At 44.1% G+C, this 25,984-nt stretch carries 30 protein-coding genes; 21 read left to right on the forward strand and 9 right to left on the reverse strand.

Annotation, left to right across the window (positions count from 1 at the left end):
- Positions 1-23: 23 nt before the first annotated feature.
- Positions 24-800: an SDR family NAD(P)-dependent oxidoreductase gene (locus V6984_RS05210; RefSeq protein WP_342758726.1), complete on the forward strand. Its 777-nt coding sequence runs from the start codon at positions 24-26 to the stop codon at positions 798-800.
- Between the two features lie 7 nt (positions 801-807).
- On the opposite strand, the gene V6984_RS05215 is transcribed toward V6984_RS05210, so the two are convergent.
- Together V6984_RS05215 and V6984_RS05220 are read right to left on the reverse strand one after the other, a co-directional pair.
- On the reverse strand, positions 808-2,094 hold the full coding sequence (locus V6984_RS05215) for a HAMP domain-containing sensor histidine kinase (protein ID WP_342758727.1): 1,287 nt from the start codon (positions 2,092-2,094) through the stop codon (positions 808-810).
- Positions 2,087-2,773 (reverse strand): response regulator transcription factor, encoded by a 687-nt coding sequence (locus V6984_RS05220; protein WP_342758728.1) that lies wholly within the window; start codon positions 2,771-2,773, stop codon positions 2,087-2,089. The genes V6984_RS05215 and V6984_RS05220 overlap by 8 nt, the downstream gene beginning before the upstream one ends.
- A gap of 195 nt (positions 2,774-2,968) precedes the next feature.
- Here V6984_RS05220 and V6984_RS05225 point away from each other — a divergent pair, with 195 nt between their 5' ends.
- From V6984_RS05225 to V6984_RS05310, 18 genes are all read left to right on the forward strand, one after another.
- Positions 2,969-3,598 carry a hypothetical protein gene (locus tag V6984_RS05225; RefSeq protein ID WP_342758729.1) on the forward strand — a complete coding sequence of 210 codons (630 nt, stop codon included), beginning with the start codon at positions 2,969-2,971 and terminating at the stop codon, positions 3,596-3,598.
- 29 nt (positions 3,599-3,627) lie between these two features.
- Positions 3,628-6,006 carry an ABC transporter substrate-binding protein gene (locus V6984_RS05230; protein WP_342758730.1) on the forward strand — a complete coding sequence of 793 codons (2,379 nt, stop codon included), beginning with the start codon at positions 3,628-3,630 and terminating at the stop codon, positions 6,004-6,006.
- 62 nt (positions 6,007-6,068) lie between these two features.
- Entirely contained in the window at positions 6,069-6,953 is an 885-nt protein-coding gene (locus V6984_RS05235; protein ID WP_342758731.1) for a sugar ABC transporter permease, read from the forward strand.
- Positions 6,954-6,960: 7 nt separating this feature from the next.
- Positions 6,961-7,830, forward strand: coding sequence for a carbohydrate ABC transporter permease (locus V6984_RS05240; RefSeq protein ID WP_342758732.1), 870 nt, complete (start codon positions 6,961-6,963; stop codon positions 7,828-7,830).
- Positions 7,831-7,858: 28 nt separating this feature from the next.
- Positions 7,859-9,490, forward strand: a complete 1,632-nt coding sequence (locus V6984_RS05245; RefSeq protein WP_342758733.1) for a hypothetical protein — start codon at positions 7,859-7,861, stop codon at positions 9,488-9,490.
- Between the two features lie 100 nt (positions 9,491-9,590).
- Positions 9,591-10,106, forward strand: coding sequence for a hypothetical protein (locus V6984_RS05250; protein ID WP_342758734.1), 516 nt, complete (start codon positions 9,591-9,593; stop codon positions 10,104-10,106).
- Positions 10,103-10,483, forward strand: a complete 381-nt coding sequence (locus tag V6984_RS05255) for a hypothetical protein (protein ID WP_342758735.1) — start codon at positions 10,103-10,105, stop codon at positions 10,481-10,483. The genes V6984_RS05250 and V6984_RS05255 overlap by 4 nt, the downstream gene beginning before the upstream one ends.
- Before the next feature lie 19 nt (positions 10,484-10,502).
- Entirely contained in the window at positions 10,503-11,174 is a 672-nt protein-coding gene (locus V6984_RS05260) for a response regulator transcription factor (RefSeq protein WP_342758736.1), read from the forward strand.
- Positions 11,171-12,277 (forward strand): HAMP domain-containing sensor histidine kinase, encoded by a 1,107-nt coding sequence (locus V6984_RS05265; protein WP_342758737.1) that lies wholly within the window; start codon positions 11,171-11,173, stop codon positions 12,275-12,277. The genes V6984_RS05260 and V6984_RS05265 overlap by 4 nt, the downstream gene beginning before the upstream one ends.
- Position 12,278: 1 nt before the next feature.
- The gene (locus V6984_RS05270; protein ID WP_342758738.1) at positions 12,279-12,839 is read left to right on the forward strand and encodes a hypothetical protein; all 561 of its coding nucleotides are present in this window, start codon (positions 12,279-12,281) and stop codon (positions 12,837-12,839) included.
- Between the two features lie 272 nt (positions 12,840-13,111).
- Positions 13,112-14,161 carry an NAD-dependent epimerase/dehydratase family protein gene (locus tag V6984_RS05275; protein ID WP_342758739.1) on the forward strand — a complete coding sequence of 350 codons (1,050 nt, stop codon included), beginning with the start codon at positions 13,112-13,114 and terminating at the stop codon, positions 14,159-14,161.
- A gap of 37 nt (positions 14,162-14,198) precedes the next feature.
- Positions 14,199-14,729 (forward strand): hypothetical protein, encoded by a 531-nt coding sequence (locus V6984_RS05280; protein ID WP_342758740.1) that lies wholly within the window; start codon positions 14,199-14,201, stop codon positions 14,727-14,729.
- A gap of 30 nt (positions 14,730-14,759) precedes the next feature.
- Positions 14,760-14,957: a hypothetical protein gene (locus V6984_RS05285; RefSeq protein WP_342758741.1), complete on the forward strand. Its 198-nt coding sequence runs from the start codon at positions 14,760-14,762 to the stop codon at positions 14,955-14,957.
- A 40-nt stretch (positions 14,958-14,997) separates the two neighbouring features.
- A complete protein-coding gene (locus tag V6984_RS05290) occupies positions 14,998-16,404 on the forward strand; it encodes a radical SAM protein (protein ID WP_342758742.1) in 1,407 nt (468 codons plus the stop codon).
- A gap of 53 nt (positions 16,405-16,457) precedes the next feature.
- Positions 16,458-16,904 (forward strand): glycerol-3-phosphate acyltransferase, encoded by a 447-nt coding sequence (locus V6984_RS05295; protein ID WP_342758743.1) that lies wholly within the window; start codon positions 16,458-16,460, stop codon positions 16,902-16,904.
- 4 nt (positions 16,905-16,908) lie between these two features.
- A complete protein-coding gene (locus V6984_RS05300) occupies positions 16,909-17,415 on the forward strand; it encodes a hypothetical protein (RefSeq protein WP_342758744.1) in 507 nt (168 codons plus the stop codon).
- 21 nt (positions 17,416-17,436) lie between these two features.
- Complete coding sequence (gene ytvI, locus V6984_RS05305; protein ID WP_342758745.1) at positions 17,437-18,507, forward strand: sporulation integral membrane protein YtvI; 1,071 nt, start codon at positions 17,437-17,439, stop codon at positions 18,505-18,507.
- Between the two features lie 76 nt (positions 18,508-18,583).
- Positions 18,584-19,213: a methyltransferase type 11 gene (locus V6984_RS05310; RefSeq protein ID WP_342758746.1), complete on the forward strand. Its 630-nt coding sequence runs from the start codon at positions 18,584-18,586 to the stop codon at positions 19,211-19,213.
- Here V6984_RS05310 and V6984_RS05315 read toward each other — a convergent pair.
- From V6984_RS05315 to V6984_RS05340, 6 genes are all read right to left on the reverse strand, one after another.
- On the reverse strand, positions 19,186-19,974 hold the full coding sequence (locus V6984_RS05315) for an alpha/beta hydrolase (RefSeq protein ID WP_342758747.1): 789 nt from the start codon (positions 19,972-19,974) through the stop codon (positions 19,186-19,188). The genes V6984_RS05310 and V6984_RS05315 overlap by 28 nt on opposite strands.
- Positions 19,967-20,800: a sugar phosphate isomerase/epimerase family protein gene (locus V6984_RS05320; RefSeq protein WP_342758748.1), complete on the reverse strand. Its 834-nt coding sequence runs from the start codon at positions 20,798-20,800 to the stop codon at positions 19,967-19,969. Before V6984_RS05320 ends, V6984_RS05315 begins: the two co-directional genes overlap by 8 nt.
- 3 nt (positions 20,801-20,803) lie before the next feature.
- Positions 20,804-21,892, reverse strand: coding sequence for a Gfo/Idh/MocA family oxidoreductase (locus tag V6984_RS05325; protein ID WP_342758749.1), 1,089 nt, complete (start codon positions 21,890-21,892; stop codon positions 20,804-20,806).
- 222 nt (positions 21,893-22,114) lie between these two features.
- Positions 22,115-22,591 (reverse strand): SAM-dependent methyltransferase, encoded by a 477-nt coding sequence (locus V6984_RS05330; RefSeq protein ID WP_342758750.1) that lies wholly within the window; start codon positions 22,589-22,591, stop codon positions 22,115-22,117.
- Positions 22,592-22,638: 47 nt separating this feature from the next.
- Positions 22,639-23,454: a MerR family transcriptional regulator gene (locus tag V6984_RS05335; protein WP_342758751.1), complete on the reverse strand. Its 816-nt coding sequence runs from the start codon at positions 23,452-23,454 to the stop codon at positions 22,639-22,641.
- A gap of 58 nt (positions 23,455-23,512) precedes the next feature.
- The gene (locus V6984_RS05340) at positions 23,513-24,262 is read right to left on the reverse strand and encodes a DeoR/GlpR family DNA-binding transcription regulator (RefSeq protein ID WP_342758752.1); all 750 of its coding nucleotides are present in this window, start codon (positions 24,260-24,262) and stop codon (positions 23,513-23,515) included.
- Positions 24,263-24,440: 178 nt separating this feature from the next.
- Here V6984_RS05340 and V6984_RS05345 point away from each other — a divergent pair, with 178 nt between their 5' ends.
- Complete coding sequence (locus V6984_RS05345; protein WP_342758753.1) at positions 24,441-24,782, forward strand: hypothetical protein; 342 nt, start codon at positions 24,441-24,443, stop codon at positions 24,780-24,782.
- Positions 24,783-24,931: 149 nt separating this feature from the next.
- Here the strand turns inward: V6984_RS05345 and V6984_RS05350 are convergent, their stop codons facing one another.
- Positions 24,932-25,468, reverse strand: a complete 537-nt coding sequence (locus tag V6984_RS05350) for a flavin reductase family protein (RefSeq protein ID WP_342758754.1) — start codon at positions 25,466-25,468, stop codon at positions 24,932-24,934.
- Positions 25,469-25,621: 153 nt separating this feature from the next.
- Between V6984_RS05350 and V6984_RS05355 the strand changes: the two genes are divergently transcribed.
- Positions 25,622-25,984, forward strand: a complete 363-nt coding sequence (locus V6984_RS05355; protein ID WP_342758755.1) for a helix-turn-helix domain-containing protein — start codon at positions 25,622-25,624, stop codon at positions 25,982-25,984.

Raw genomic sequence — 25,984 nt, forward strand, 5'->3', positions numbered from 1 at the left:
AAAGAAAGAGAGGATGTATGCAGATGGAAAATTTTTTTGATTTAACGGGGAAAGTAGCAGTTATAACAGGAGCAAGCTCAGGACTTGGAGCAGATGCTGCATTTGCTTATGCAAAGGCAGGAGCGGATGTAGCTTTATTGGCAAGACGTGTGGAAAAGCTCAATGAGGTAAAAGCTGAAATTGAAAAGACAGGAAGAAAGGTTGCGGCAGTCGGCTGTGACGTGAGAGATGAGGAAAGTGTTAAAACAGCAATCGACACTGTGCTGAAGACCTTCGGGCATATTGATATCTTACTGAACAATGCAGGTGTAGCCGTGCGGGGCGGTGTTGACAGCATGACGGTGGAAGAATGGGACAAGTCCTTTGATACTAACGTAAAGGGGATATTTCTGACAAGTAAGTATGTGATTCCTCAAATGAAGGAAAGGGGCTATGGCAAGGTCGTTAATATTGCATCGGTCAATGCCGTCGTTGCGGATAAATTTGATGTATTCATCAGACATTCCTATAACTCATCAAAGGCAGCGGTAGTCGGCCTGACAAGAGGTATGGCAGCTTCCTATGCAAGATATGGAATCACGGTAAATGCCATAGGCCCGGCTCTTTTTGAAAGTGAGATGACCAGCTCAACGTTATTTAAGTCAGAGGAATTCCTGACAAAATATAATACGATGAATCCTGCCGGGCGTCCGGGTAACAAAGGGGAATTAAACGGTACGGTGCTTTATCTTTCCAGTGATACTTCCAGCTATGTGCAGGGACAGTTTATTATTGTAGACGGCGGCGGAGCTTTAGTATAGGGAAAATTTAAGACAGAGGGAGGCATACCGTAAAGGTAGCTCCTCCCCCCGGCGTATCGGTAATCCGGATAGAGCCGTTATGAGCCTGAACGATTTCAGAGGCGATACATAGACCTAACCCGAAGTGCCCTTTGGCGCTTCGGGATTTTTCACTTCGATAAAAGCGATGAAAAATCTTCTCTTTCTCATCGTTAGGAATACCGATTCCTGTATCGCTGACGATAATAAGAAAATGCTTTTTTCTCTGCTGCAGAGAGAGGCTTACGCTTCCTCCTGCGGGAGTATAGCTTACCGCATTGTGCAAAAGGATTGCGGCAACTTGTTCGATGCGGGCCTTATCACAGCGGCAAGAAGGCAGGGAGGTATCCGGCAGATGAACGGTAAGAGCCAGATTTCTTTCTTTTGCCATAGGTTCAAAGGCTTCGTAGGAATTAAGCAGAAGTGTATCCAGCTCTGTGCTTTCTTTTTCGATGGAAAAGCTGTGGTTGTCGGACCGTGATAAGTCAAGCATGTCTTCGATTAAAGCTGACATCCGCTGGGATTCAGATTCCATTATATTGAGAAAAGTCTCCCTTTTATTTTCGGGCGCTTGTTTAAAGCTTTCCAGACAGGAGAGGATAACTGCCAGAGGAGTGCGCAGTTCGTGGGAGGCAGAGGCTACAAACTGAACCTGATTTTTCCTGTTTTCTTCTATGGGTCTCAGCAGTAATTTGGTAAAAGCATAAGAAAGTATCCACAGAATAATGAGAACGAAGGAAATGATCCCCAGAAAAAGAAGACGCTGGTTAAAAAGCTGCTCTTTCATTGGTGCCAGAGATGAAAGTACCAGCATTTGCAGTATGTTTTTTCCTTTTTCCAAAGTGATGACCGAAGCGAAATAGTCTTCTCCGTTTGCGGATGAAAAGGTAAATTCTAAATGAATGGAGTGATAGAGAGCAGGCTCTACGAGCTCTACAGAAAAGGTATTCTCATAATAGGCAAAAGCTTCTGTATACAATTCCTCCACATCCGCACGTGCCCAACGGCTGTTAAATAAAAAGGGAATGCCGTTGTCCATTAAAAAAATCATATATTTACCATTATCTTCTAATTTGGACAGCCATTCATGCTTAATAACAGACTGCTGCTCTAAATTGGCAGTTACGGTATTAATATTATTTCGAAAGGAAAGAAACTGGGTATCTTTTAAATTATTTTCAGATATGTATAGGTAGCCCAGCGTCATGATCACCAATATTAAAGTTGTAATGCCGCCGCACATGAGCGTCAGGCGAAACTGTACTTTTTTAAACATAAGCTGTTCCTTCCTTCAGACAGTAGCCTATTCCCCGAATCGTCTTGATTTGGAGCCTGCTTCCGATCGTCAGAAGCCGTCTGCGTAAAAAATGGATATAATTATCCAGATTCCCGTCTTCCACATCGCTATCCGGTCCCCATACCTTTAATAACAGCGTATTTCTGGAAAGAGTCTGCCCTTGATTCCGTAAAAAAACTTCCAGCAAAGTGCCTTCTCTTTTGGAAAGGGAACAGTTTCCCGTTGGACCGGTCAAAATATTTTCTTCAATAGAGTAAGTAATATCGGACAAAATAAATTTATTATCGTTAGCAAGGATAGGAGAGCGTCTCGTTACGCAGTAAATCCTGGCCAGAAGCTCTTCAAAGGCGAAGGGCTTGACCAAATAATCATCCGCGCCCATATTCAATCCCTTTACCTTGTCGGACAGCGCTCCAAGAGCGGTTATTAGTATTACCGGAATGGTAATGCCTTCTCTGCGCAAGTCCTGCAGAATATCGGTGCCTTCCATAGTGGGAAGCATACGGTCAAGCAGGATGACATCATGAATATTCTCTTTAGCCAGAAATAGTGCTTCTTCCCCGTCAAAACAGGAATCTACCATAAAACCTTGAACATTTAGCTGATAGGAAAGTGTATGGTTTAAGTTTGTATCGTCTTCGGCAAGTAAAATTCTCATATTGATATGACCTCTTAATTAGGATGTAAATACTATTACCATAGTAACATAGAAATCTTTAAATATTCTCTAAAATTTATATTCCCATATGAGGAAAGCCTGAATCTAAATAATTTTATCCTTAGAGATACTTTAGAGAATGCTCTGTTATGATGAGTATACCGATTGATTATAAATGAAGAAGGAGAAAAAGCAATGAAAAAGAAGATTCTTATGATAGGGCTGATGGCCGCAGCGCTTTGTCTGGCTGCGGGCTGCCAAGGTAAGCAGGAAGAAGCTGCACCTCTTGAAGCGGAAATCGTAGAAGATGAAGTGCCGGTGAAAACAGAAGATAATGGAACGCAGGATAGTAAAACAGAAGATATTACTGCAGATACAGAAGAAGATATACCTGAAAAAGAAGATACAGAAGCAGAAGATACAGATACAAAAGCAAAAGATATAGATACGGAAGCAAAAACGCTGGAGAATAACGCGGAAAACAATTCCGGCAGTCAAAGTGTGAAGGCAGAACTAAGCGGTATGGTAAAAAGTGTTGGAGATAGTAAGGTAACGGTCGGTCAGATATTTACCATGGATATGGGAGATGGTGGCCTGGTTGCCGTGTCGTCTGTTTCTGAGGATGGAGATGAAAATATATTGAATATATATTTTAATGACGGCGCGCAGTATGAATTTAATATAATCAGAGATGGGGGAGGGAATGTAGAAAGCAGAGAAGGATCTTTTGAGGACATTAAAACGGGCATGATTTTGGATATGACAGGCAATTGGGACGGAAATGATTTCTATGCGGATTATATATCCATCAATGAAGTGAAATAAGAAAAGCTGGAATAATAGGGAGAATAGTAATGAAAAAGAATTCTTTGATAAAAAGGCTGATGAGTATGTTTCTGGTTGGAACAATGACCATTTTGGCTACGGGCTGCCAAAGTACGGCGGAAACGAACAGCAGCAATAATACCGGTCAGGAGAAGGTAATAGATAATGACGCACCAGCCACCGGAGAAGGCAGCACGGGGATGGGGCGGTACGTAGAAAATGTGACAGATCTGTCAGAATATTGCGAACGGTCGGACAGCATCGAAAAAATGTCCGACGGAAAGCTCATCATTGCAGATTATTATATGGGACAGATTGTATCCGAAGATAACGGTCTTACATGGAACCCCAAAGAGGCAGACTGGTTTAGCGCACTGGATGCCAGGGACACTTATATCATGGATATTGCAATAGGTAAAGATGGGACTACCGGCGTTATTTATCATGATGGTGATTCAGAAGAAAAAGAAGAACAGGAGTCGGAAGATAAGGAATTTGAACTCAATCCTGTATGTATGATAATAAAGCCGGACAAAACTCAGATGGAGGCACAGTTTTCTTTAACGGAAGATGAGAAGTATCCATATGGCATATGGGTCAGTGATTCCGGCAGGGTTTTTGTAACCACCCTGGGCAACACTATTTATGAGGTGAAGGAGGATGGAAGCAGTGAAAAATTTCTTACGGTGGACGGACGGCCTGAGATGATAAGGATTCAAGATAATCTTATGCTGATAGACGGCAACTCATTTGAAAATGGGATATTGATCTATGATATGGACAAAGAAGAATATATGGAGGATGAGGTTCTAAGCGATTTTATTATGGAGAATTATCCGGAAAGGGGAGTAAATGGGTCTGGTACATATGACTTTTACTTTTTCACCGGAGAAGAAGGGGTTCTGTACATGGCGGGGAAACAAGGGCTGCACCGGCATGTACTTGGGGGAAGTGCCATAGAGCAGGTCATTGACGGAAGTCTGTCCAGCTTCAGCAATCCTGCCAACGGCTTAATTGGTATGGTCGCGCTGGAAAATAACGAATTTCTAACTCTGTTTTCAGGCGGTAAGCTGGTACATTATGTTTACAATTCGGAGATACCTTCCGTGCCCAGTGAAAATCTAACGGTTTACAGTTTAGAGGAAAGTGACACTATGCGTCAGGCAATTTCCATATATCAGACAAATAACCCGGATGTTTTCATTGAGTATGAGGTTGGGATAGATGATAATAACTCCGTTACAAGAGAAGATGCCTTAAAGAAGCTGAATACGCGGATTATGGCGGGAGAAGGTCCGGATTTATTTGTAATGGATAATATGCCGGTGGATTCCTATATCGAAAAAGGTATGCTGCTTGATTTAAGCTTTTGTCTGGAGGGCATGACAGGGGATGCGCAGTTGTTTACCAATATTGTGGACGCATTTAAGAAGAACGGCGGGATTTATACCATTCCTTGTGAGGTACAGCTTCCACTGGTATTGGGGAAGGAGAAATATGTAACAGAGATAAATAATATGGAAAGCCTTGCTGCCGCAATGGAAGCGCTCCGTAGGGACAATCCGGATGGCGGTCTGTTGGATATCTATTCGGAGAGCGCATGGATACGGCTTTTATCCATGGTTTCAGCGCCTGCATGGAAAACGGAGAGCGGAGCGTTAGAGGAAGTTGCTGTTTCAGAATTTTTGAAGGGAGCGAAGCAAATGTATGACACCCAGATGGAAGGTGCATTGGAGAAAGACATTGATCGATACAACAGTGTAGATGATTATTATATGACGGAATACGGAACGACCAGAGAAGAGGGGGATTATTTCGGCGTGACGGATGAAATGAGCTACATAGGAGGACGTACCCGCATCGTACTCGGAACTTTATCCAATTCCTACAGCTATGCATCACTCAATTCCGTGCATCGGGTGAATGGCTTTGAGGATAGTGTGCTTCTTCCGTTAAGCGGGCAGAGTACGAACGTGTTCATTCCCAAAACGCTCGTAGGAATCAGTTCGGCCTCTGCCAATACGGAAATGGCACAGGAGCTGCTTAAAGTCCTTTTAGGAAAGGAAAACCAGTCATCTCTGTTTAAAGGGCTTGCGGTAAATAAAGCGGCTTTCGAGGAAAGCTTTGTACCGAATGAAGAATATCTGGAAGAAGACGGATTATACGGTTCACTCGCAATGTCCGACGAAGATGGGATGATGGTTTCTATGGATGTTTACTGGGTGGATGAAGAACAGCTTCAAAAGCTGAGAGACTGGATGGCTAATGCCGATACTCCCTATGTGAAGGATAGTGTGCTGGAGGATGCGGTGTGTGAGGAAGGAGTCAATTACATACAGGGAAGCAAGAGTCTGGAGGAAGCGGTAAGCGCCATTGTGGAAAAGGTGGCTATTTACATGGCAGAATAAAGCTGCCGGACAGGATTTCGTATCCGGAGAGGATAATTCTTAGAGATTAATTGGAGGAAGCGGTGAAGGAATATAGAACCTATAAAAGGGCGGTCAGGGAGCGGAGGGCTTTCCTCCGGTTCCTGGTATTTAGCCTGTCGGGCGTGCTTCTGTTTGTCATACTGCCCTTTTTCGATGTATTTGGAAGGTCATTTACGACGGCGGTCACCGGCCAATTTAACGGTATTGAAAATTATAAGACCATTTTTGGTAATCGGGCATTTTTGCTGGCGGTAAAAAACACATTACGTTTTACGGGAGTGTGCATCCCGCTGCTCACAATAATTGGGCTTCTTATCGCAGTGCCCCTTTCCCGGCTAAAGGAAGCCGGAGTCGTAAAGTCTTTATATCTGTTTCCGCTCGCCATGCCTACGGCAGCAGTGGTCATCGTTTGGAAGCTGTTTTTTTATAAGCAGGGGTTCCTGAATTTATACTTAAGCCGCCTGGGAGAATGGACAGGGCTTTGGGGAGAGGTTCATACGGATTATATTGGAGGCGGAGCGGCTTTCTGGGTATTGGTATTTAGTTATATCTGGAAAAATACGGGATACACAGTAATTTTGTGGCTGGCCGGATTACTGGGGATACCCAACGCGCTCTTAGAGGCTGCCGAAGTAGATGGAGCCAACGGCTTGCAGTGTTTTATTCATATTGTTCTACCGAATCTTAAAGGAAGCCTTTATACGATAGTAATTCTTTCCTTTTTAAACTCCTTTAAGATTTACAGAGAGGCCTATCTGGTAGCAGGCGCCTATCCGGCACAGGATATTTATTTGCTCCAGCATCTGTTGGGTAACTGGTTCGTAAATATGGAATTTGATAAAATGGCAGCGGCGGCGGTATGTGTAGGGGGCTTTCTGTTCCTGGTAATTATGCTGTTACAATATTTTTGGGACAAAAAGGAGTGAAAAAAGTATGAGAGAGGCGCGAAGGATAAAAGGAATGGCAATAAGGGCGGTGACGACAGTGATACTTCTTTTGCCGGGCATTTTTGTATGCATTCCTATCCTTTTATTGGTAACAGGATCAGTTATGGGAAGTAATGAATTAAAGGATTATCTTTCGCCGGTTCTTCCGAATGGTACCGGGTTTATCTCATGGAAGATTATTCCCGACTATCCGACTTTTTCAAATTACGCAAAACTGCTGTTTTTTACACCGCAGTTTTTTGTATTGTTCTGGAACTCGATGAAGCTGGTAACATTAATTTTAGCAGGCCAGCTGCTGGTGGGAGTGCCTGCTGCATGGGCATTTGCCGTGTACAGGATAAAGGGCAGCAAGATGCTTTTTGCTCTTTATATCGTGCTGATGCTTCTGCCTTTTCAGGTAACAATGCTGTCCAGCTATCTTGTGATGAACAGTTTTTCTCTTTTGGACACTCATATGGCAGTGATTTTGCCGGCAGTTTTTAATACATTTCCTATTTTTCTTACCTATGGAGGCTTTCGGACAATTCCAATAGAACTGTTAGAAGCAGCAAGAATGGACGGAGCAAGAGAAGAATACATTTTTTGGAAAATAGGTCTTCCGTTGGGAAAAGGCGGTATGCTTTCGGCCATGGTGTTAGGTTTTTTGGAGTATTGGAATATGATGGAACAGCCTATGGCTTTCCTGGAGGATAAGTCGCTTTGGCCGTTGTCGCTTTATTTGCCTGAAATTACGTGGGACCAAGCGGGGTATGCATTCTTCGCTTCCTTATTGATGCTGCTGCCGTCGGTATTCGTATTTATGACAGGTCAGGATTATCTGGAACAAGGCATCATTTATTCGGGGTTAAAAGCGTAGGGAATATTTGGATAGAGGTAGATGAAATATGTATGAAAAGAAAAGTCCGGTAAATTTGGCAGATACAAATTTACAAACCGGCATTTACAAAAAAAGAGTGATTGCTTTTGCCATATTTTTAATATTTATGTGGTTGTGTACCATTATATCCAAAAGTGTCTATGTGTCAGGTCTGCCGGTGGTGCAGACCGATACGCCTGAAAAGAAGTATGTGGAGCATATTGTGGAGGCGGAAGGTATTACAGTAGAAGGCGGCAGGCAGGCGGTAACAGTAATTGAGGGATTGCGGATAGAGAATATTTTTGTACAAAGGGGAGACCGGATAGAAGAGGGAATGCCTTTGTTTCAGGTAGATACTGAGGATTTGGAGAGAATAATAAAAGAAAAAGAAACGGCAATAACCAAATTAAACTACCAGATTTCCGATTTACAGACTAATCAAGCCCTGCAGGAGCAGAAACGCCAATTAGAAGAACAGAGGGCAAGAGAGGACTACGTATCTGCGGACAGTAAAACCGGTACGGCAGTAGAGCGGGCAGAAGGGGATAAGAGCAAAGCCGACGGCAGCCTGCAAAATCATTTGGAGAATCCTGTGAGTGTTACCTCCAACGAAGATAGGCAAAAGGCGTGGGATGCATATAACGCATGGCTGAACAAGGAATATGAATTGCTCGATAAGATCACTGTGCAGGAAAGAATCGTAACGGATATGGAATCCACGGAAGGAACAAAAACTGAGGAAGAAAAGACAGCGCTGGAAGAAGCAAAAACGCAGTTGAATAACTTGAAGGATGAGCTTACAGTTCACGAAAGAAATAAGGTGGCGGAGCCCAATTTCAGCGATGAGGACAATGCCTATGAGAACTGGAAGAATCAGACCGAAAATCTTCAGGAAACGGCAGACGATGCGGGGGATGCCAGAGAGGATGCCTATGTAGATAGAAACAACGCATTAAAGCAGGAAGAAAGAGGAGTGGAGGATACCCTCTTACCGGAACAGTCGGATTCCACATTGTCCATTAATCGGCTGGAGCTGGCAGCCTTGCAGGAAGATCTTGATGGATATAAGCAGATTATGGAGCAGGGAGGAACGATTACCGCTCAGACAAGCGGATTTATTACGGATATTCCTATTATGGTGGGAGGCAGGACACCGGATACGGCAGCTCTTTTGCTCACGGATGATACGATTCCCTGCCGATTCAAAGTAACCTTGGAAAAGGCGCAGAAAAAGTATGTGAATCTGGGGGATGAGGCAGTGGCCAAGCTTGGAGGTAAGAACAGTTTAGAAGTGACGGTGGATTATCTTGAGGAAAGTGATACCAGTCCGGGGAGCTATGATGTATATATGAATCTGCCCGATAAAGCGGCAAGTCCGGGAGCTTCCGGAACCATGAGCGTAAGCGTGCAGGGGGAGCTCCATGGGTTGTGTATTCCGGTAGAAGCTTTATATAAGGAAGAGGAAAGATATTATGTATTTGAGATAAAGGAAAAGGAGGGAATTCTGGGAGCAGAGTTGTATGCGGAAAAGGTGAGCGTAAAAGTAACGGATCAGAATGATAGATTCGCGGCACTGGAGGAGGGGACGATTAATAAAGATAGTAAGGTGATAGTTTCAGCCACGGAGGAATTAAAGGGAGGAGAAATTATCAGGTATTAATGTTCACAGTTTGGACACAATTTACAAACAATACTTAAATAAAAGGCAGATATAATTGTGGTTATAAAAAACATTCATTTTTATGAGGAGCAGTCCATAAATGAGAGGAAGGAATCGAAAGAGGAAATTTGACTTTTCAGAATTGAAAATATTAAAAGTACCGGAGGTACTGCATGTATTGAAAAGGCTGAAAATACCAAGTTTAAGCTCGGGTAAAAAGATTTTGTGCTATACATTGGCGATTATATTTGTCATACTGTCCTTAGCAGATGTGATTTATGGGCTGTTTCCCTTTGCGGTCAGGATCATTATCGATACTGCTGCTGCGATTATATTCTTTGGGGCTTGTTATTATCTGATACGGGATATTAATTACGGAATCAGGGAGAAATTAAAGCCTGCGATTTATGAGAATCCGTTTACGAATCGGGTTTTCAGCGATTATAAGTATCGGACTATGCTGCTTGCCGTTCCCGGATTGGGAATCAATATGGTTTTTGCGATTTTTAATGGCATTGTGGGAATTGTCAGCAGATCTCCCTGGTTCGGGTCTATGGCGGCTTATTATATTGTGCTGAGCGTTATGAGGTATAGTGCGATATCTCATTTATTATGATGACGATCGCGCTGGGAGGCACCGTGATGCTGATGGTGCTGAAAGGGCAGGGGAAGAGCTATCCGGGGTTTTTGATTTTTGCCGTTGCGGCGTATACTTTTTATAAAATCATTCTTTCCGCCTGGAATGTGGTGAAGGCAGGAAGAATGAAGCAGATGCTGCTGACGGCCATTCGGGATATTGGCTTTGCGGATGCGCTCGTATCCATTCTATCCTTACAGACAGCCATGTTTGCTTCGTTTGGAGGAGATAATGAATTTATCAGGCCTATGAACGCAGCCACTGGGACTGTGGTATGTCTGATGATTCTTATCATGGGAATCCGTATGATCCGTATGGCGGCGAAGGAGAAGAAAACGGAAGTTTACAGACTGTGAGAAAGAGAGGGATATTGCTATGATAAACATACTTGTTGTGGAGGACGATGAAAAACTGAACAAGGTCGTCTGCACCTATTTGAATGACAGTGGTTTTCATGCCAAAGGTTGTCTGGGGCCGGAGGCGGCGTATGATGAGATGTATAACAACATGTATGAACTGATCGTCTCGGATATCATGATGCCCAAAATCGATGGCTTCGAGTTCGCGAGAACGGTAAGGCAGGTGAATCGGAGTATCCCGATTTTATTCATATCGGCGAAAGACGACCTTTCTTCCAAGCAAAAGGGGTTTCAGCTTGGGATAGATGATTATATGGTAAAACCTATCGAGCTGGACGAGCTTCTCCTGCGGGTCAGGGCTCTTCTGCGCCGCGCTAACATCGAGATGGAGAGAAAGCTGGAGGTAGGCAATCTGGAGTTGGATGCGGATGCTGTCAGTGCGTCGGTGAACGGGGAGGAAATCAGCCTGACCACGAGGGAATTCAATATCATATACAAGCTTTTATCCTACCCGAAAAAGACTTTTTCAAGAGCACAGCTTATGGACGAATTCTGGGGCGTGGATACGGAAACGAGCCTGCGCGCGGTGGATGTTTATGTGACGAAGCTTCGGGATAAGCTGTCGGAATGCGACGGCTTTCAAATCGTGACGGTAAGATGTCTGGGATATAAGGCGGTGCTGCTATGAGCGGAACAAAAAAGGCGGAATACCGGTTAAGGAAAAAAAGTGGACGGTTCTCCATTTTCATCTTAATCTTCTTGGTGCTGGTAGTTATGACGACGATACAATCTCTTATCTTAGGAGAATATATCGATTATACGGCCATCAGCTTTTCACGGGTCATGTTCATGCACAGCTATTGGGTGTTTGCCGCGACAGTGTTCACGCTGCTTATCAACTACTATAACAAGCGATATTATGAAAAACCGGTAAAGATTCTGGCTGATGGCACGAAAAAAGTGGCAGGAGGAGATTTCTCCGTATTTTTAAAGCCGCTGCACAGGCCTGACAGACTGGATTATGTGGACGTCATGTTTTTGGACTTCAATAAAATGGTTGAGGAGCTGGGAAGCATCGAGACGTTAAAGACGGATTTCGTTTCCAACGTTTCCCACGAGATGAAGATACCTATTTCCATCATTAAAAATTATGCGGAAATGCTGCAAAAAGAAAGCTTATCGGAGGAGAAGCGTGCGGAATATGCGGTTACGGTTGAGGAGGCCGCAACGAGGCTTTCGGATCTGGTGAGCAACATATTGAAATTAAACAAACTGGAAAATCAAAGGATTGCGCCCGAAATGGAAATTTATGACGTGTGCAGACAGCTTTGTGAATGTGCTATACGTTTTGAGGATTTGTGGGAAGAGAAGGGAATTGATCTGGAGGTGGATATAGAGGACAGAGCCATGATAAATGCCGACGCTAACCTTATGGAGCTTGTTTGGAACAATCTGCTTTCCAATGCCATCAAGTTCACGGATGCCGGAGGAAGGGTCACGATCTGTCAGGCATCGACAGAAGACAGCATTACGGTATCCATATCCGATACCGGATGCGGCATGAATCATGAAAGCATGAACCATATTTTCGATAAATTTTACCAGGGTGACACTTCCCATTCCATGGAAGGAAACGGACTGGGACTGGCGTTGGTACAGAGGGTCCTGCATCTGATGGATGGCGATATCCACGTATTCAGCGAAGAAGGGAAGGGAAGTACCTTTACCGTGACTATGCCCGCGGCAGAGGGAGTTGACGGCATGGGGGAAAGGCAGAATAGCGGTGAGTGAGATGGATAAACAGAATAAGGAATTCGTGGGATATGAATATATGGAGGTATCCGCGGATATATCGAAGACCTCCTTTTTGATCGACGGATATGAGAACTTCGGCTGGGAAATCGATAGCAACAGAAGTGAGAACGTTCTTAACGGTAATAATCGTGCCGGTCATCATCCGAACCAGAATAAGGTAACGCTGCATATGAAGAGGAACCGGAAGATAATGAATAAAATGGAACTGACCAGGCTTCAAAGAAACTTTGAGGCCTGTGTCAGTGATATCGAGGAGCTGGAAAGGTCAAAGGGTACTCTGGCGATGATTTTTGCACTGACGGTAGGGATTATAGGTACGGCATTCATGGCGGGCGCGGTATTTGCGGTAACAGCACAGCCGCCTAGAATCATCCTCTGTATCCTGCTTGCGATACCGGCGTTCACGGGCTGGCTTCTTCCTGTATTTCTTTACAAGAGACTGGTGGAAAAGCGGTCGAAGGTAGTGAATCCTTTGATTGAAAAAAAGTTTGATGAGATTTATGAAATCTGTGAAAAGGGAAGTAAGCTGCTGATTTGAGTCTGGAGGAGAAACTTTCGGTCAATAGCTTGAAATAAAAGTAATCGAAACAATAATAGAATAGCAAATACAAGAAGTAAGTATGAGAATAGGCCGCTGCAAATAGTATAGTTTATATTATTTGCAGCGGTCTATATATTTTGGTCAAAATAGTTTGCTTTTAATAAAACAGAAACAATACACAAACAGTACCAAAACATTAGGTGCTTATAATGCACATATAAAGCAAAGAAAACACGATAAACAAAAATTTATAAACAAGGAGAAATAAGATGAATAAGAAAATTTACTTAGTGACAGGTGCAGCGGGGCTGTTAGGAAGCAATATTACAAAGCAGCTGATGGAGAAGGGAGAAGAGGTTAGGGCGTTCGTGCTGAAGGGTGATCCGGCGGCAAAGCATATACCCAGAGGCGTAGAAATCGTGTACGGCGATGTAACGGATATGGATTCCCTTAAGGTTTTTTTCGATGTGGAGGAGGGAAAGGATATCATTGTCATTCACAGCGCCAGTATTGTGACCGTGGCGGACGGTTATAGCGAGAAGGTTTATCAGGTCAACGTGAACGGGACCAGGAACATCTTGAATATGTGTGTGAAAAACAATGTGAGGAAGTTAGTGTATATCAGCTCCACCAGCGCCATTCCGGAGCTGCCGGAAGGCAGGACCATTTCGGAGGTAAGCAGTTTTTCGCCGGATAAAGTCATCGGATTCTATGGTAAGACGAAGGCAGAGGCAACGCAGTCCGTACTGGATGCCGTAAAGAAATACGATCTGGATGCCTCCATAGTATTTCCCAGCGGTATCTGCGGGCCTAACGATTTTGCAAACGGACCGGTAAGTTCGTTCATTATAGAATATGTAAGCGGTAAGATGCCTGCGGGTATAGAAGGTTATTTTAATTCCGTGGATGTGAGGGATTTGGCTGAGGGCTGTATTGCCTGCACCGAAAAAGGCAGAAAGGGAGAGGGTTATATTATGGCGAACCAGTTAGTGGCCATAAGGGAAATGTTCAACCTATTATCCGGCATCACAGGCTGTAAAAATGTAAAAACTATCATACCTATCAAAACGGCGAAGTTATTGGGTAAGGTTGGGGATTTTATGGCAAAGGTAAAAGGAAAGCCCGGAAAGCTGACTTCCTTTGCCGTGTATAATCTGGCACGTAACAATGATTTCTCCTATGAAAAGGCAGAGAAGGAGCTGGGTTATAAGGTGCGTCCTTTTAAAGAGACAATGAAGGATGAGCTGCTGTGGATGAAGAGTGAGGGCCTGTTAAGCTGGGGCGGTGGCGCACAAGGCTATGCAAAGCAACTTGTTTAATTTGAATAAAGTAAGTTTATTGGAAAGGAGAATGACTATGGGTGAAGAAGAAATGAAGAAGGATTTTGTTGGGTTTGAGTATCGTGAAGTGAAGGTAAAGAAGAAAATGATGAATCTATATGAAGATCATTACACGTGCTTCGGCTGGAAAGAAGAGGGAATCAGCGAGCCTATCGATAAGGTGGATTCCATTATTCTGAAATTCAAGAGAGACAGAAAGATTCGTAATAAGGCTGAACTGACACGACTTCAGAGACAGTTTGAGGCTTGTGCCAACGATATTGCGGCATTGGAGCAGTCAAAAGGGATAAAGGCTTCTGCGGCGGCGTATGTAATAGGTGTGATGGGAACGGCTTTTATGGCGGGTTCAGTGTTTGCGGTGACAGGAGGAAATGTACCTTTGAGTATTCTTTTAGCGGTTCCGGCATTTTTGGGCTGGGTAGTTTCTTATCCGGTGTTCCGGGAAATAAAGAGTAAGAAGACAGAAGAAGTAACTCCCTTAATCGACAGAAAATACGATGAGCTTTATACAGTGTGCGAAAAAGCGAGTGCATTAATTTATCATTAAAAATAAAACAACTTGGAAGGAGAATTCGCTATGAGTGAATACAGATTAAAAGTCGGAAAGACAGCTGAGAATGTTACAGAAGCTTACCAAAAGGTGGAAAATACGTTTGTTGGCGGTTACAAAAAAATTGAAAATACCGTAGTAGGCGGCTACAAAAAGATAGAAGAAAAATTTGTAGATACTTTCTTAGAAAAAGTGGAAGACGCAGAAGATACAGAAGAACAGTAAAAATTAATGAGTAAACAAAAGAAAGATGAGGACTAAAGATATGGCAATTATTGAAAATATGGAAGTATTTGCGGTGAAGAAGGCACTGGCCTATATGGATAAGGATCCGGAAACCAACCTGCCTAAGCTTCTCGACTGGTTCGACAAATTCGATGTGAAAAATACGCTCGAAAAGGAAAGGAATGCGGTTCGCCAGGTTGTGGAGGATAAGGACGGCAACTGGTATCGATTGATCATGAGTCTGTGGAATGATATTGACAGTGGTGTCAGAAATCGATTGTTTGAAAACTTCATTATTAATGGGTGCTTGCTGGGATATCAAAGACAGAAGGAAAATAAGAGAAAATATAACTGCAATGTACCGTGGGCAATTCTGATGGACCCTACCAGTGCCTGCAATCTTCACTGTACAGGCTGCTGGGCGGCAGAGTATGGCAATCATATGAATCTCACTTATGAAGAAATGGACGGCATCGTGACACAGGGGGTGGCGCTTGGGACATATGTTTATCTATTTACCGGAGGAGAGCCTATGGTCCGCAGGAAGGACATTATCCGTCTGTGCGAAGACCATCCGGATTGCGTTTTTTCTGCCTTTACCAATGGAACATTAATTGATGAGGCTTTTGCCGATGAAATGCTTCGAGTGAAAAACTTCATTCCGGCAATCAGCATCGAGGGCTTCGAGCAGGCTACCGATTCCAGGCGCGGAGAGGGAACCTATAAGAAGATTATAAGTGCTATGAATATTTTAAAAGAAAAGAAGCTGCCCTTTGGAATCTCCTGTTGTTATACCAGCGCCAATGCGGAGGTGATCGGCAGTGAAGAATATTTCGACAAGATGGTGGATATGGGGGCAAAATTTGCATGGTTCTTCACCTATATGCCTGTTGGAAAGGGTGCGGTGAAGGAACTGATGGCGACGGCTGAGCAAAGAGAAATGATGTATCACAAGATTCGCGAATATAGAAGCACCAAGCCCCTGTTTACCGTAGATTTCTGGAACGACGGAGAATATGTCGGCGGATGCATCGCAGGAGGCCGCTGCTATTTACATATCAATGCGAACGGGGATATCGAGCCTTGCGCATTTATACACTATTCGGATTCCAATATCAGAGAGAAAACCTTGTTAGAAGCTTATCAGTCGCCTCTCTTTATGGGTTATCACGATAATCAGCCTTGGAATGACAATATGTTAAGACCCTGCCCTGTGCTGGACAATCCGGGAAGACTGACAAATATCGTGGAAAGGAGCGGGGCTAGGAGTACGGATTATCAGAACCTGGAGTCCGCTGAGGAATTCTCTGACAAATGCGTAGAAATAGCCGAGAAGTGGGCACCTGTCGCGGACAGGCTGTGGAAAGAGTCCAGGGAAGTAGCGGAAAGGAAGCTGGAAGAACAGGGAGGCTGTGGTTCCTGCCGCCGTTGTTCAGGATATCAATAAGTAGAAGCGTATTATTTAATAAGAAAAGATAAAGAAGGGAGCAAAGGCAGGAAATGGAAGTGGAAATAAGCTTAAGTATAATAATCGGCTATATGTTAGGGGGCATCAACCCTGCCTTTATTCTTTCCAAAATAAAACAGGTGGATATGCTGCAAAGCGGAACTGGCAATTTAGGAACAACCAACGCTTTCATCCACTTCGGCAAGGGCTGGGGGCTGTTTGTTCTGGCAATGGATTGGAAGTACTTTCTGATACTGCTTGTAATCGGCTGTATTTTAGCTTTTGTATTTAATTACGGATGCAGCATTTCCTTTTCGGCGGCGGTGCTTTTTCCTATTATTATGACGTTTCAAATGCGGCTTGTTGGAGTATTCGTGCTGCTGACCGTCTGTAGCGGGTGCATAATTTACAAGCATATGGATAATATCGGGAAGATCAGGGGAGGCAAAGAGGTGCCGATTAGGGTCTTTCTGAAAAAATATATTTTGAAGAGAGGTTAGAGGCTTGGAACAAGAAGAAAAGAAGGTGATTTCCATACTGTTTACCAGATATTACAACGCTTTCTCGAACTTTATCTACTGGGTCGGCGGAAGAGGATATACTCATACATCGGTTGCACTTGATGCCGAAAGTGAGTATTATTATAGCTTTAATATGAGGGGCTTTAACAGGGAGTACCCAAGAAAACATAAGAGGAGAAATGAAAAGAGCGTATGCTATTTACTGGAGATCACTGCAGCGGATTATGAGAAAATATCAAGGATAATAGAGGATATGGAGAGAACAAAAGATGTTTGGACATATAGCCGGCTCGGTGTATTTTTATGTTTGCTGCATATCCCCCACAAAATAAAAGGGCAGTATTTCTGTTCTCAGTTTATTGCGGAATTATTGCAATTAACCGATTCGGTCAATCTGCAAAAGAAAGCATCTTTATATTTACCAAACCAGCTTCCTTATGAATTGGCCCGGTTGAATTGTCTGAAGGATACGATTTACAATCCCATATAAATTAAGGAAATGGACGTACAAATGGAAAAAAAGAAAAAGTTTATTATAAATGTTATATTCTATCTGCTGATAGCGGGGGCTATATGGATATCGGGCCGCTATCTTCTGCCGGTGCTGACACCGTTTATCCTGGCATTTTTGGCAGCAGGTGTCATACAGATACCGGTAAGAAAAATAGCCGGAGATTCCAATAGGAAGAAAAGGTTTCTGTCCATTTTCTTTACGGTTCTTTTATATGGAGCTCTTTTCTTCTTTGCACTTGGAATGGGAGCGAAGCTTGTAACTGCGGCGGGGAATCTGATGATTTCATTTCCGGAAATATATCAGAGCAATATTTTGCCCTTTCTGAACCAACTGGCGGACAAGCTTGAGATGACTGCGGCCTCTCAGAATGCGGAGACTGCGGAAAAGATCGATAGATTTTTCCGGGAGATATCACAGAATCTGGGACAATATATTTCTAATTTATCCATGAGTGCGGTAAAAGTGCTTTCAGCGGGGGCATCGGGGATCCCAGGCCTTATTGTAAGACTTGTAATAACGGTGGTCTCTACGTTTTTCATGGCAGCGGATTTCGATAAGATTGTGGGATTTGCCAAGAGGTTCTTGCCGGAGAGCAAGGAAGATGATATTCGGAAGATGATAGAATATATAAAAAATATCGTAGGGATTTATTTAAAATCATACATGCTGCTATTTCTGCTGACTTTTGTGGAACTAAGCGTTGGACTTTTAATTTTAAGAATTCCTTATGCGATTCTGGTAGCTCTGGCTGTCGCCGTTTTCGACATACTTCCGGTCCTTGGAACTGGTGGAATCCTGCTTCCGTGGGCGGTTATTATGGCTGTTCTGGGAGATATTCCGATGTCAGTGGGAATTCTTGTTCTATATATCGTGATTACGGCTATCAGAAATACGGTGGAGCCAAGGATTGTGGGTAAACAGATAGGACTTCATCCGCTTGCAGCACTGATTGCCATGTTTATTGGCTTGAAGCTTTTTGGAATCGCAGGGATGATATGTCTGCCGGTGGGACTGGCGGTGTTTATGAATCTGGAGAGGAATGAGAAGGATGTAAATCCAAGCGTTTGACATTTGTATTTCTTTCCGTTAATATTTTATTATGTTGGTGAAACTGAAGCTGCAAAAAAGCAGAGGGGAGAGGGCAATGAATCCATGGGAAGAAATTGATTTAACCGATTACGAAAAGCATATGAGCCTTGCATCCGTCAAACAGCTTCAAGCGCTGAACGAGATGATGAAGGCTCAGTTTTACCGCTATCAAGTATCTGACATAATGATATTAGGGATTGCCGGAGGAAATGGTCTGGAGCATATAGATGCGCAGAGAATCAAGCGGGTATACGGTGTCGACATCAACAAGGAATATTTAGCGGAGTGCCTGCACCGTTACCCTGATCTTTCGGGTATCTTTTCGCCGCTATGCGTCGATTTGCTATCGGACGGCATAACGCTTCCTCACTGTGACTTAATTGTTGCGAATCTGCTGATAGAATATATCGGTTATGATAGATTTCTACATGTGGCAGTAGAGGCAGGCGCGCCTTATGTATCATGCATCATTCAGGTGAACGTGGACGAGGGATTCGTTTCCGATTCTCCTTATCTGCATTCTTTTGATGGCATAGCCAGGGTACATCATGAAATAGAAGAAGAAAGGCTTAATGCCGCCATGCAATCCATAGGCTACGGCAAAATTTATGGAGGCGAATATCTGCTTCCGAATGGAAAAAAGCTGGTATGTGCAGATTACGAACTTATAGGAAGGAGCGAATGAAGCGCTTGATTTATCATTGCGTTATGCTCAGCCTTGCCGCTGTCCTTGTCGGGAATTTCAACAAATGTGGAGCCGGGGATATGTGTGTGCAGGTATTCCCCGTATTCGTAGGGATGACATAAGTCGTTTTTGTTTGCCAATATGGTGACCGGCATATTCAGCATAGTGAGGCCGGTAAGAGAGTCTACCGGAGCCTTGCCCGGAAGAATCAGATATTTTTGCCAGTTCTTTACGGAAGCAGGTTCGAAAAAGGGGGAAAGGAAGGCCTGCTTTGTATAGGAAGAGCACTCCTTCACGATGTTCCAGCCCTCTGTTTGATAAAAGGCTTCCGGCCCTCCGTTTTTTAGTGACATCCCTAAGTCTCGGTAAGCTGTTCTTACCTCTTCGGACATAGGCTTGTCCGTCCAAGCGTTTCGGATCAGAAGCAGTCCCCTAACGCGGTCGGGATATCTGGAGGCGGCATTCAGACTGACGGCAGCGCCCATAGAGATGCCGGCAAGATAAGCTTTCTCAATATGCAGATTATCCAGCAGCGAGACAGCGTCATCACCCAGACGATTGAAATCCAAGTGTTCCCAGTTCACATCGCTTTCGCCGTGCCCTTGCTGGTTCATGGCGATTAGCTGTATATTCTGTGACGGTTGACAGGCAGAATGAATCTGCTTAGTGCTTCCTCCCATTCCGTGAAGAAACAGAAGAGGAATTCCTGTTCCTGACACTTCGTATTCCAGCTTTAAACCTTGGTGTATGAATTCACGCATCTGCAATTATCTCCTCCAAAAATTTCCTGCTCCCTGCGATCTGTGCCTCTGACAGTCCGTGCATGATGAGAGGGCCTTTATATCCGCTCCTGCGCAGTAAGGAAATATAGAGCCTGAAGTCCAGCATTCCTTCTCCTGCCGCGACGAATTCCATGCTTTCCGTTGCTGTAAAATCTTTTGCATGGGCAAGAACAATATCCTTTCCCAAGACGTCGAAAGCCTCCTGCAAGATGTGGGACATATCGGCTGCCTGCTCCTTTCGAAAGAGATTGGCGGCGTCCATGATGATTTTAATATTGGAGCTTCCCATGCAGTCCAAATATTTGCGGGCTTTTTCCGGTGTGTTGATAATATTGCTGGCCTCCGTCTCCACGCCCAGAACGATGTGATTGTCCATGGCATACTTTAATATAGCATCTGTGGAACGGATCAAATCATCCCAGGAGGATTGCTTCTCGTTATCCTCATGCCATTTCCACTTGCTTTCCTTGTTTTTGGAGCCGGTACAGAGAGTGACGATGGGAATATTCAGCATGCGAGCGATCCGGCACTGGGTTTCGAACTGCTGGCATCCAGCTTTTCTTGCCTCTTCATCGGGGTCAATCATATTGAAGGTACCGGAAAGCGCATCCAGGATAATTCCATGTTTACCGGTTACCGCCTTTATTTCTTCCATTTTTCTCTCATCGAAAGTCTCCGGCAGAGTTGGTATTCCGGCGTTCATCAGATTGAACTGCGTATGGGTAAGCCCTCCGGCCTTCATTCGCAGGCAGGTTTCCTCTATACTGTCTGTTTCATAGGTGCGGGAAAAGATTCCTGGTTCCATTTCTTATAATCCTCCGTTTACGTCTTTAAGCGCCACCCATGCTCCGGCCTCTTGCACGGACTGGTAAGTAGCAATTAACGCCTGCATGATCATAATACCGTCCTGTGCGGTCGCGCCTGTGCATGGACTTCTCTCCAGGATACTCCTCGCAAAGCCCTCCAGCTCTCTGCGGTAGAACTGCCCGTCAAAGGCAGCTGGAGTGAAAGCAGTTTCCGCAGACTTATCGAAGCACTCTACGATAGAAGAACGGAACTCCCAAGGATTAAACGTCTTTGCATAAATAGTTCCCTGTGTACCGTAAAGTTCACAACCTTCATGCCAGTGCTGGGCAATAGCCACCGTAAGGTCCAAGCTTCCGATGGCGCCGCTTTCGAAGTTACAGTCGATGAGCCACGAATGCAGATTTTCCTTATGAACATAACGGGCGGAAACGTCCCGAACGGGTCCCATAAAATAAAGAGCGGTATCGAACAAATGGCTGCCGTGACCGAGAAGATAATAGCGGTCCAGTATGGCCTTTGGATTCCCGTCCGGTTTTTTCATAGATGCGCTGGAATAAAGGATGGGCATGACGTTATCGGTCAGCGTATAGCGTCCGATACTGTCGCAGTACCAGCCTTTATAGGTGGTAATTTCGCCCATTTTCTCTTCCTTAAATCGTTTCGCATATTGCAGCCCTTCGTCATAGCGCTTCATATGCCCGACTTGCAAAAGCAGGCCTCTTTCTTCCGCCAATTCTTTCAGTTCCAGACATTCCTCGATGGAAACACCCATCGGCTTTTCTAAAAGCACATGCTTGCCTGCTAAAATAGCCTGTTTTGCACAGGGGACATGGAACTGGTCGCCGATTCCGATGATGACTGCCTCTACAGAGGAATCCGCCAACATTTTTTCATAATCTGTATAGAGGCTGTCCGGCTCGTAAACGGCGGCCATTTTATTTAAGAGTTCCTCAGAAACGTCACAAATCGCCTGCAAATGAATATTTTTAGCCTTACTGCTTCCGATGAGATGAGCTGCCTGACAGATAATGCCGCATCCCAGCACACCTACGCGCAGGCAGCGTTCCTCCTTCTTTACATTCGTGTTCATTCTATAATCCTGCTCCCTTCGAATAAGCTGCAATTTCGCAACTGCTTATCGCTATGGCTGTAATAAGGCATAACGCATTACCATATTTACCGTAGCACTTGCATGGTGTAGTATCAAGCATATATTTTGCGTGTTTTTGCATGTTTTTTTCGTCAGTATGAAAATGCAGTATTTAAAGTTCAGCATTCAGCAGGGTAATGATTCCGTTATAAAACATACTTCCTAAAAATTAAAAACTTTTTCCCAATCGAAGCAGCCGGATTCTTCCGTGCTATTCGGCCACTGGCCGCACCATGCAGGGACACCGGGAGTTTCCACTCTGTCAAAGCTGGGTGTGTAGGGTTTGATGTCTAGTACCGGGGTGTTATCATTTGCGTCAATAAAAGCAACTTGAATAACGCCCCTTTCAAAGTCAATTCGAATGATTTCTGCCGTAGTCAAAGCTATCGGATTAGGGCGTACAGGCGATCTTGTGGCAAAGATTCCCATTATTTCGGGAGCGCCTTTGTAAGGCTGTTCTGTCTGCAGTACAGAACGTGATTGTTCATCATCATAATCGCTGAACCACCAAAGCACATTGATATGGCTGAAACCATCCAGCGCCTGCAAAGCCGGAATATAATTTTTATCCACCTCAATAAAGGTACTGTTTTCACTGCTGCAAATCTTTCCGATTGGATGTACTGCTAAATTATTCATATCATATCCTCCTTATATTTGATGTGAGAACAGCGTAAACCCTCACATCATGTGAGGGTCAAGGGGATTTGAAGTTCTATCAAATATTTTTCAGGATCATTTTCATTCCACGGCCCGCGATGAACGATTTGCCGCGTTTGCCCGGACATCTTATATTGGCAGTTTTTTTGCAGCCACTCGGCAAAAGCCGTATATGCCCCGGCTATATTAGAAAAATTTCCATATACCATGGTACAAGCCATTGCCGGTACGGGCTCGGTGTTCCGACATATAAAAATATCAGTGCTCCTGAAATAATCTTTTACAGGAGCGCATAGCTCAACATCAACAAGGGTTTCTTTGTATTCGCTATCGTGATAAATAGAGAAAGTGTCATTGGATATAATAATATGATTTTTTTCGGCGAAAGCGGATAGCTCTTGCCATAGTCCGCCCTCGGCATAGTAGTCCGCTATTACCCTGCGCAGGGAAAGGACTTCATAACCAGGAATGGATTTGATTGATATATTATAGTGCATTTCATTTTTCGCGTTTAAGATTTCCTTCTTCGCAAGTTCTATTTTCCTTAACTTTTCCTGTGCACTTTGAATTGTTTTTTCTATTTCTGCGTATTTTTCATCGAGCTGTTCCACAAGCAATCCATCATCTCTTTTGTTAAGAGCTGACGCGATTTCTGCAACATTAAAGCCACTGTCGCGCAGATACACGATTCTGTTGAGAATAGGTATCTGCGTGGCGCAGTACATGCGATACCCGGTCCATTTATCGATTTCGGCAGGCTTTAAAAGTCCTATTTCGTCATAGTATCTGAGCATCCGTATTGAAATTTGTGTCAGCTTTGAAAATTCTCCAATTCTAAACATGATATCACCACCTGTCACCTACAATTATAAGCATTGTTTCGTATACTTCAAGGCGGCATCACCAACAGATCTTATTCTTATATTTAGTCTGCATCTGCTTTGTGACCGGATGCTCACAAATAATCCTGTCCGCAGCATCGATAGGACAGATGATATAGTTGGAAATTTTATCCAGCTTTGAGCAGGAGCACATGACATTAATTTCGGAGCTGTTTTCCACGAGAAGCCGTTTTACGGAGGTTTCGTCCTCATAGGGATAAGGCACCGAGATGCCGCCCTGTGCATCCACCGCGTAGGCGCCCAGAAAGCATTGGTCGAAGCGAAATTCCCTTAGTTGCTGGTAGACCGTCTCGCCTACGGTAGTCTGGGATTCCTTGTTATAGTGTCCACCCAGAAAGGTGACGTCTATGTTGGGGCGCTTGCGAAGCTCCTCAGCAACCGGAAAGCTATTGGTCACCACCCGCAGAGTGATGGAAATTGGCATGAGAGAAGCGAACAGCGTATTCGTTGTGCCGCCGTCCACTGCGATGAGAGAATGGGGGCGAACGAGGCTGGTAGCCTTTTTGGCGACCATATATTTCTCATCCCTTTCCAGGTTTTTCCTCGCATCCAGAGCTAACGGCTGCCTCTTCCTGGCAATAGCGCCGCCGTATACCCTCCTTAAGATTCCCTGTTCCTCTAATTCGCTTAAATCCCTTCGGATGGTGTCTCTGGACAGCCGGAAATTATGCGACAGTTCTTCCACGTTCACCTTGCCGGAAGCATATAGAACATCTAAAATATGCTGATGGCGTTCTTCCTTTAACATAGCCTTCTCCTCGCAATTCATTGAAAACGTTAATTGTTTAAATATAATGTTATCATTTTCCAAGCCTTAATATTGGCAATATTTTAACATATTTCAGATATATTTCCAATAACCCTGAAAAGCTAAATTAATTGGAGGGAGATACCGATAGTAATATTACAAGGATGTAAATTGCGCTATGGACGATGACTTTTTTGAAGGGAGCAATGATATGGCAATAACGGGATTGGGAAACGGTTATGATGAGCAAAATGGATTCCGCCGGAAGCTGCGGGAAAAGAGTGGGGACGAAAAGGAGAATAGGACATCGGATTTTATGCAGCAGATCCGCGACAAAAAAGAAGAGATACTTGAAAAGATAAAAAATGGAGATACGGAGCCGAGCTTCCAGATAGGGAGCCAGTCGTTTACGCAAAAGGAATGGGATAAGCTCCTCAAGGCCATTGACGGGTCGAAGGAAGAAGCGAAGAGAGAAGCTGAGGCCGGCGATGAAGCTGTTGCTGTTGGAGAGCAGCTTTGACAGCACAGCTTTTGTTCCGCGCGCGTGGCTGCGCGTCTATTTTTAGGTAATAGGAGCCTTTCCTATACATAATATATCATAGGCGGGCCGGCAAGGCTCCTCCTATGATATATCGATAAATGGCTCTGATTATCTCATATGTGTCCCGTTTACTCTATGATATATGCGCTGACAATTTCTGCGAAGTATGCGACATGGTAATCTTTGTTCGCTCCGTGGAAGCTGCTATCCACATCCTGCGGATAAAACGCAGTATTGATTTCGTCAGGAAGCCTGTTGCCTTCCTGCTTATTCGTATAGAGTACCTTACATTCCAGTGTGAGAGGAAGCTCTTTGATTCCCGGTACGGAAGTTTTGTCGGAAGTTTCGAGAGTTAAGCCCAACTCCTTTATCTTATCCACGTCCCGGCCGGATTTCGTGCCGCAGAAGCCCAAAATCTTTTTATCATAATCGCCGTAAGGTACGCTGATCGTGAATTCCGCATTCTTTTCTAACTGAGAATTCGTAAAACGGCCTTCTCTGACAAAAACTATAAAGATAGGTCTACCCCACTCAATTCCCAGCGTCCCCCAGGATATGGTCATGGAATTTACTTTGTCATCTGTCTTCGTAGTTAATAAGACGCCCGTCTTAACGCCGTTCATAATCTCATTTGCATAGTTAAAAACTTCAATTTCTCTTTTCATCGAATATTCCTCCTTGAAGATTTATTATTTGTATGATACATTGATATGCATAAAACTGCAAGTATGCACTTTTTAGTGAGATACTATCAAAATAGAGAGTAAGGATTGCGAAATACGGATTATTCCGGCAATTGGTTGGGAAGGAGAAAGAGAATGAAAAGCTGTGGAACGGATGAAAAAGTGAATGTGAAGCCTTTTGCCTATGCGATGTCTTTGATTGATGGCAAGTGGAAAATGCATATATTGTTTTGGCTTTGGAAGAGGGATGTTTTGCGGTATGGGGAGCTGAAGCGTTCGCTTGAGACGATTACGCATAAAATGCTTAGCACTCAGCTGAAGGAGCTGGAAGCGGATGATTTGATTGTGCGTAAGGAATACTCTCAGATTCCGCCTAAGGTGGAATACTCCCTGTCTGGAAGGGGGCTGACTCTTATGCCCGTTTTGCAATGCCTGTGCGAGTGGGGAAACTGTCATATTGATGATGGGAAAGTGCCTGAAATAATAAACGGAAGGTGA

Origin of the sequence: Kineothrix sp. IPX-CK, assembly GCF_039134705.1 — a bacterium.
Lineage (GTDB): Bacteria > Bacillota > Clostridia > Lachnospirales > Lachnospiraceae > Kineothrix > Kineothrix sedimenti.

What these genes read in the sequence shown, in the direction of transcription:
- V6984_RS05210 (WP_342758726.1), top strand. Translation starts at nt 24, where the DNA reads ATGGAAAATTTTTTTGATTTAACGGGGAAAGTAGCAGTTATAACAGGA.
- V6984_RS05215 (WP_342758727.1), bottom strand. Translation starts at nt 2,094, where the DNA reads ATGTTTAAAAAAGTACAGTTTCGCCTGACGCTCATGTGCGGCGGCATT.
- V6984_RS05220 (WP_342758728.1), bottom strand. Translation starts at nt 2,773, where the DNA reads ATGAGAATTTTACTTGCCGAAGACGATACAAACTTAAACCATACACTT.
- V6984_RS05225 (WP_342758729.1), top strand. Translation starts at nt 2,969, where the DNA reads ATGAAAAAGAAGATTCTTATGATAGGGCTGATGGCCGCAGCGCTTTGT.
- V6984_RS05230 (WP_342758730.1), top strand. Translation starts at nt 3,628, where the DNA reads ATGAAAAAGAATTCTTTGATAAAAAGGCTGATGAGTATGTTTCTGGTT.
- V6984_RS05240 (WP_342758732.1), top strand. Translation starts at nt 6,961, where the DNA reads ATGAGAGAGGCGCGAAGGATAAAAGGAATGGCAATAAGGGCGGTGACG.
- V6984_RS05245 (WP_342758733.1), top strand. Translation starts at nt 7,859, where the DNA reads ATGTATGAAAAGAAAAGTCCGGTAAATTTGGCAGATACAAATTTACAA.
- V6984_RS05250 (WP_342758734.1), top strand. Translation starts at nt 9,591, where the DNA reads ATGAGAGGAAGGAATCGAAAGAGGAAATTTGACTTTTCAGAATTGAAA.
- V6984_RS05255 (WP_342758735.1), top strand. Translation starts at nt 10,103, where the DNA reads ATGATGACGATCGCGCTGGGAGGCACCGTGATGCTGATGGTGCTGAAA.
- V6984_RS05260 (WP_342758736.1), top strand. Translation starts at nt 10,503, where the DNA reads ATGATAAACATACTTGTTGTGGAGGACGATGAAAAACTGAACAAGGTC.
- V6984_RS05265 (WP_342758737.1), top strand. Translation starts at nt 11,171, where the DNA reads ATGAGCGGAACAAAAAAGGCGGAATACCGGTTAAGGAAAAAAAGTGGA.
- V6984_RS05270 (WP_342758738.1), top strand. Translation starts at nt 12,279, where the DNA reads ATGGATAAACAGAATAAGGAATTCGTGGGATATGAATATATGGAGGTA.
- V6984_RS05275 (WP_342758739.1), top strand. Translation starts at nt 13,112, where the DNA reads ATGAATAAGAAAATTTACTTAGTGACAGGTGCAGCGGGGCTGTTAGGA.
- V6984_RS05280 (WP_342758740.1), top strand. Translation starts at nt 14,199, where the DNA reads ATGGGTGAAGAAGAAATGAAGAAGGATTTTGTTGGGTTTGAGTATCGT.
- V6984_RS05285 (WP_342758741.1), top strand. Translation starts at nt 14,760, where the DNA reads ATGAGTGAATACAGATTAAAAGTCGGAAAGACAGCTGAGAATGTTACA.
- V6984_RS05290 (WP_342758742.1), top strand. Translation starts at nt 14,998, where the DNA reads ATGGCAATTATTGAAAATATGGAAGTATTTGCGGTGAAGAAGGCACTG.
- V6984_RS05295 (WP_342758743.1), top strand. Translation starts at nt 16,458, where the DNA reads ATGGAAGTGGAAATAAGCTTAAGTATAATAATCGGCTATATGTTAGGG.
- ytvI (WP_342758745.1), top strand. Translation starts at nt 17,437, where the DNA reads ATGGAAAAAAAGAAAAAGTTTATTATAAATGTTATATTCTATCTGCTG.
- V6984_RS05310 (WP_342758746.1), top strand. Translation starts at nt 18,584, where the DNA reads ATGAATCCATGGGAAGAAATTGATTTAACCGATTACGAAAAGCATATG.
- V6984_RS05315 (WP_342758747.1), bottom strand. Translation starts at nt 19,974, where the DNA reads ATGCGTGAATTCATACACCAAGGTTTAAAGCTGGAATACGAAGTGTCA.
- V6984_RS05320 (WP_342758748.1), bottom strand. Translation starts at nt 20,800, where the DNA reads ATGGAACCAGGAATCTTTTCCCGCACCTATGAAACAGACAGTATAGAG.
- V6984_RS05325 (WP_342758749.1), bottom strand. Translation starts at nt 21,892, where the DNA reads ATGAACACGAATGTAAAGAAGGAGGAACGCTGCCTGCGCGTAGGTGTG.
- V6984_RS05330 (WP_342758750.1), bottom strand. Translation starts at nt 22,591, where the DNA reads ATGAATAATTTAGCAGTACATCCAATCGGAAAGATTTGCAGCAGTGAA.
- V6984_RS05335 (WP_342758751.1), bottom strand. Translation starts at nt 23,454, where the DNA reads ATGTTTAGAATTGGAGAATTTTCAAAGCTGACACAAATTTCAATACGG.
- V6984_RS05340 (WP_342758752.1), bottom strand. Translation starts at nt 24,262, where the DNA reads ATGTTAAAGGAAGAACGCCATCAGCATATTTTAGATGTTCTATATGCT.
- V6984_RS05345 (WP_342758753.1), top strand. Translation starts at nt 24,441, where the DNA reads ATGGACGATGACTTTTTTGAAGGGAGCAATGATATGGCAATAACGGGA.
- V6984_RS05350 (WP_342758754.1), bottom strand. Translation starts at nt 25,468, where the DNA reads ATGAAAAGAGAAATTGAAGTTTTTAACTATGCAAATGAGATTATGAAC.
- V6984_RS05355 (WP_342758755.1), top strand. Translation starts at nt 25,622, where the DNA reads ATGAAAAGCTGTGGAACGGATGAAAAAGTGAATGTGAAGCCTTTTGCC.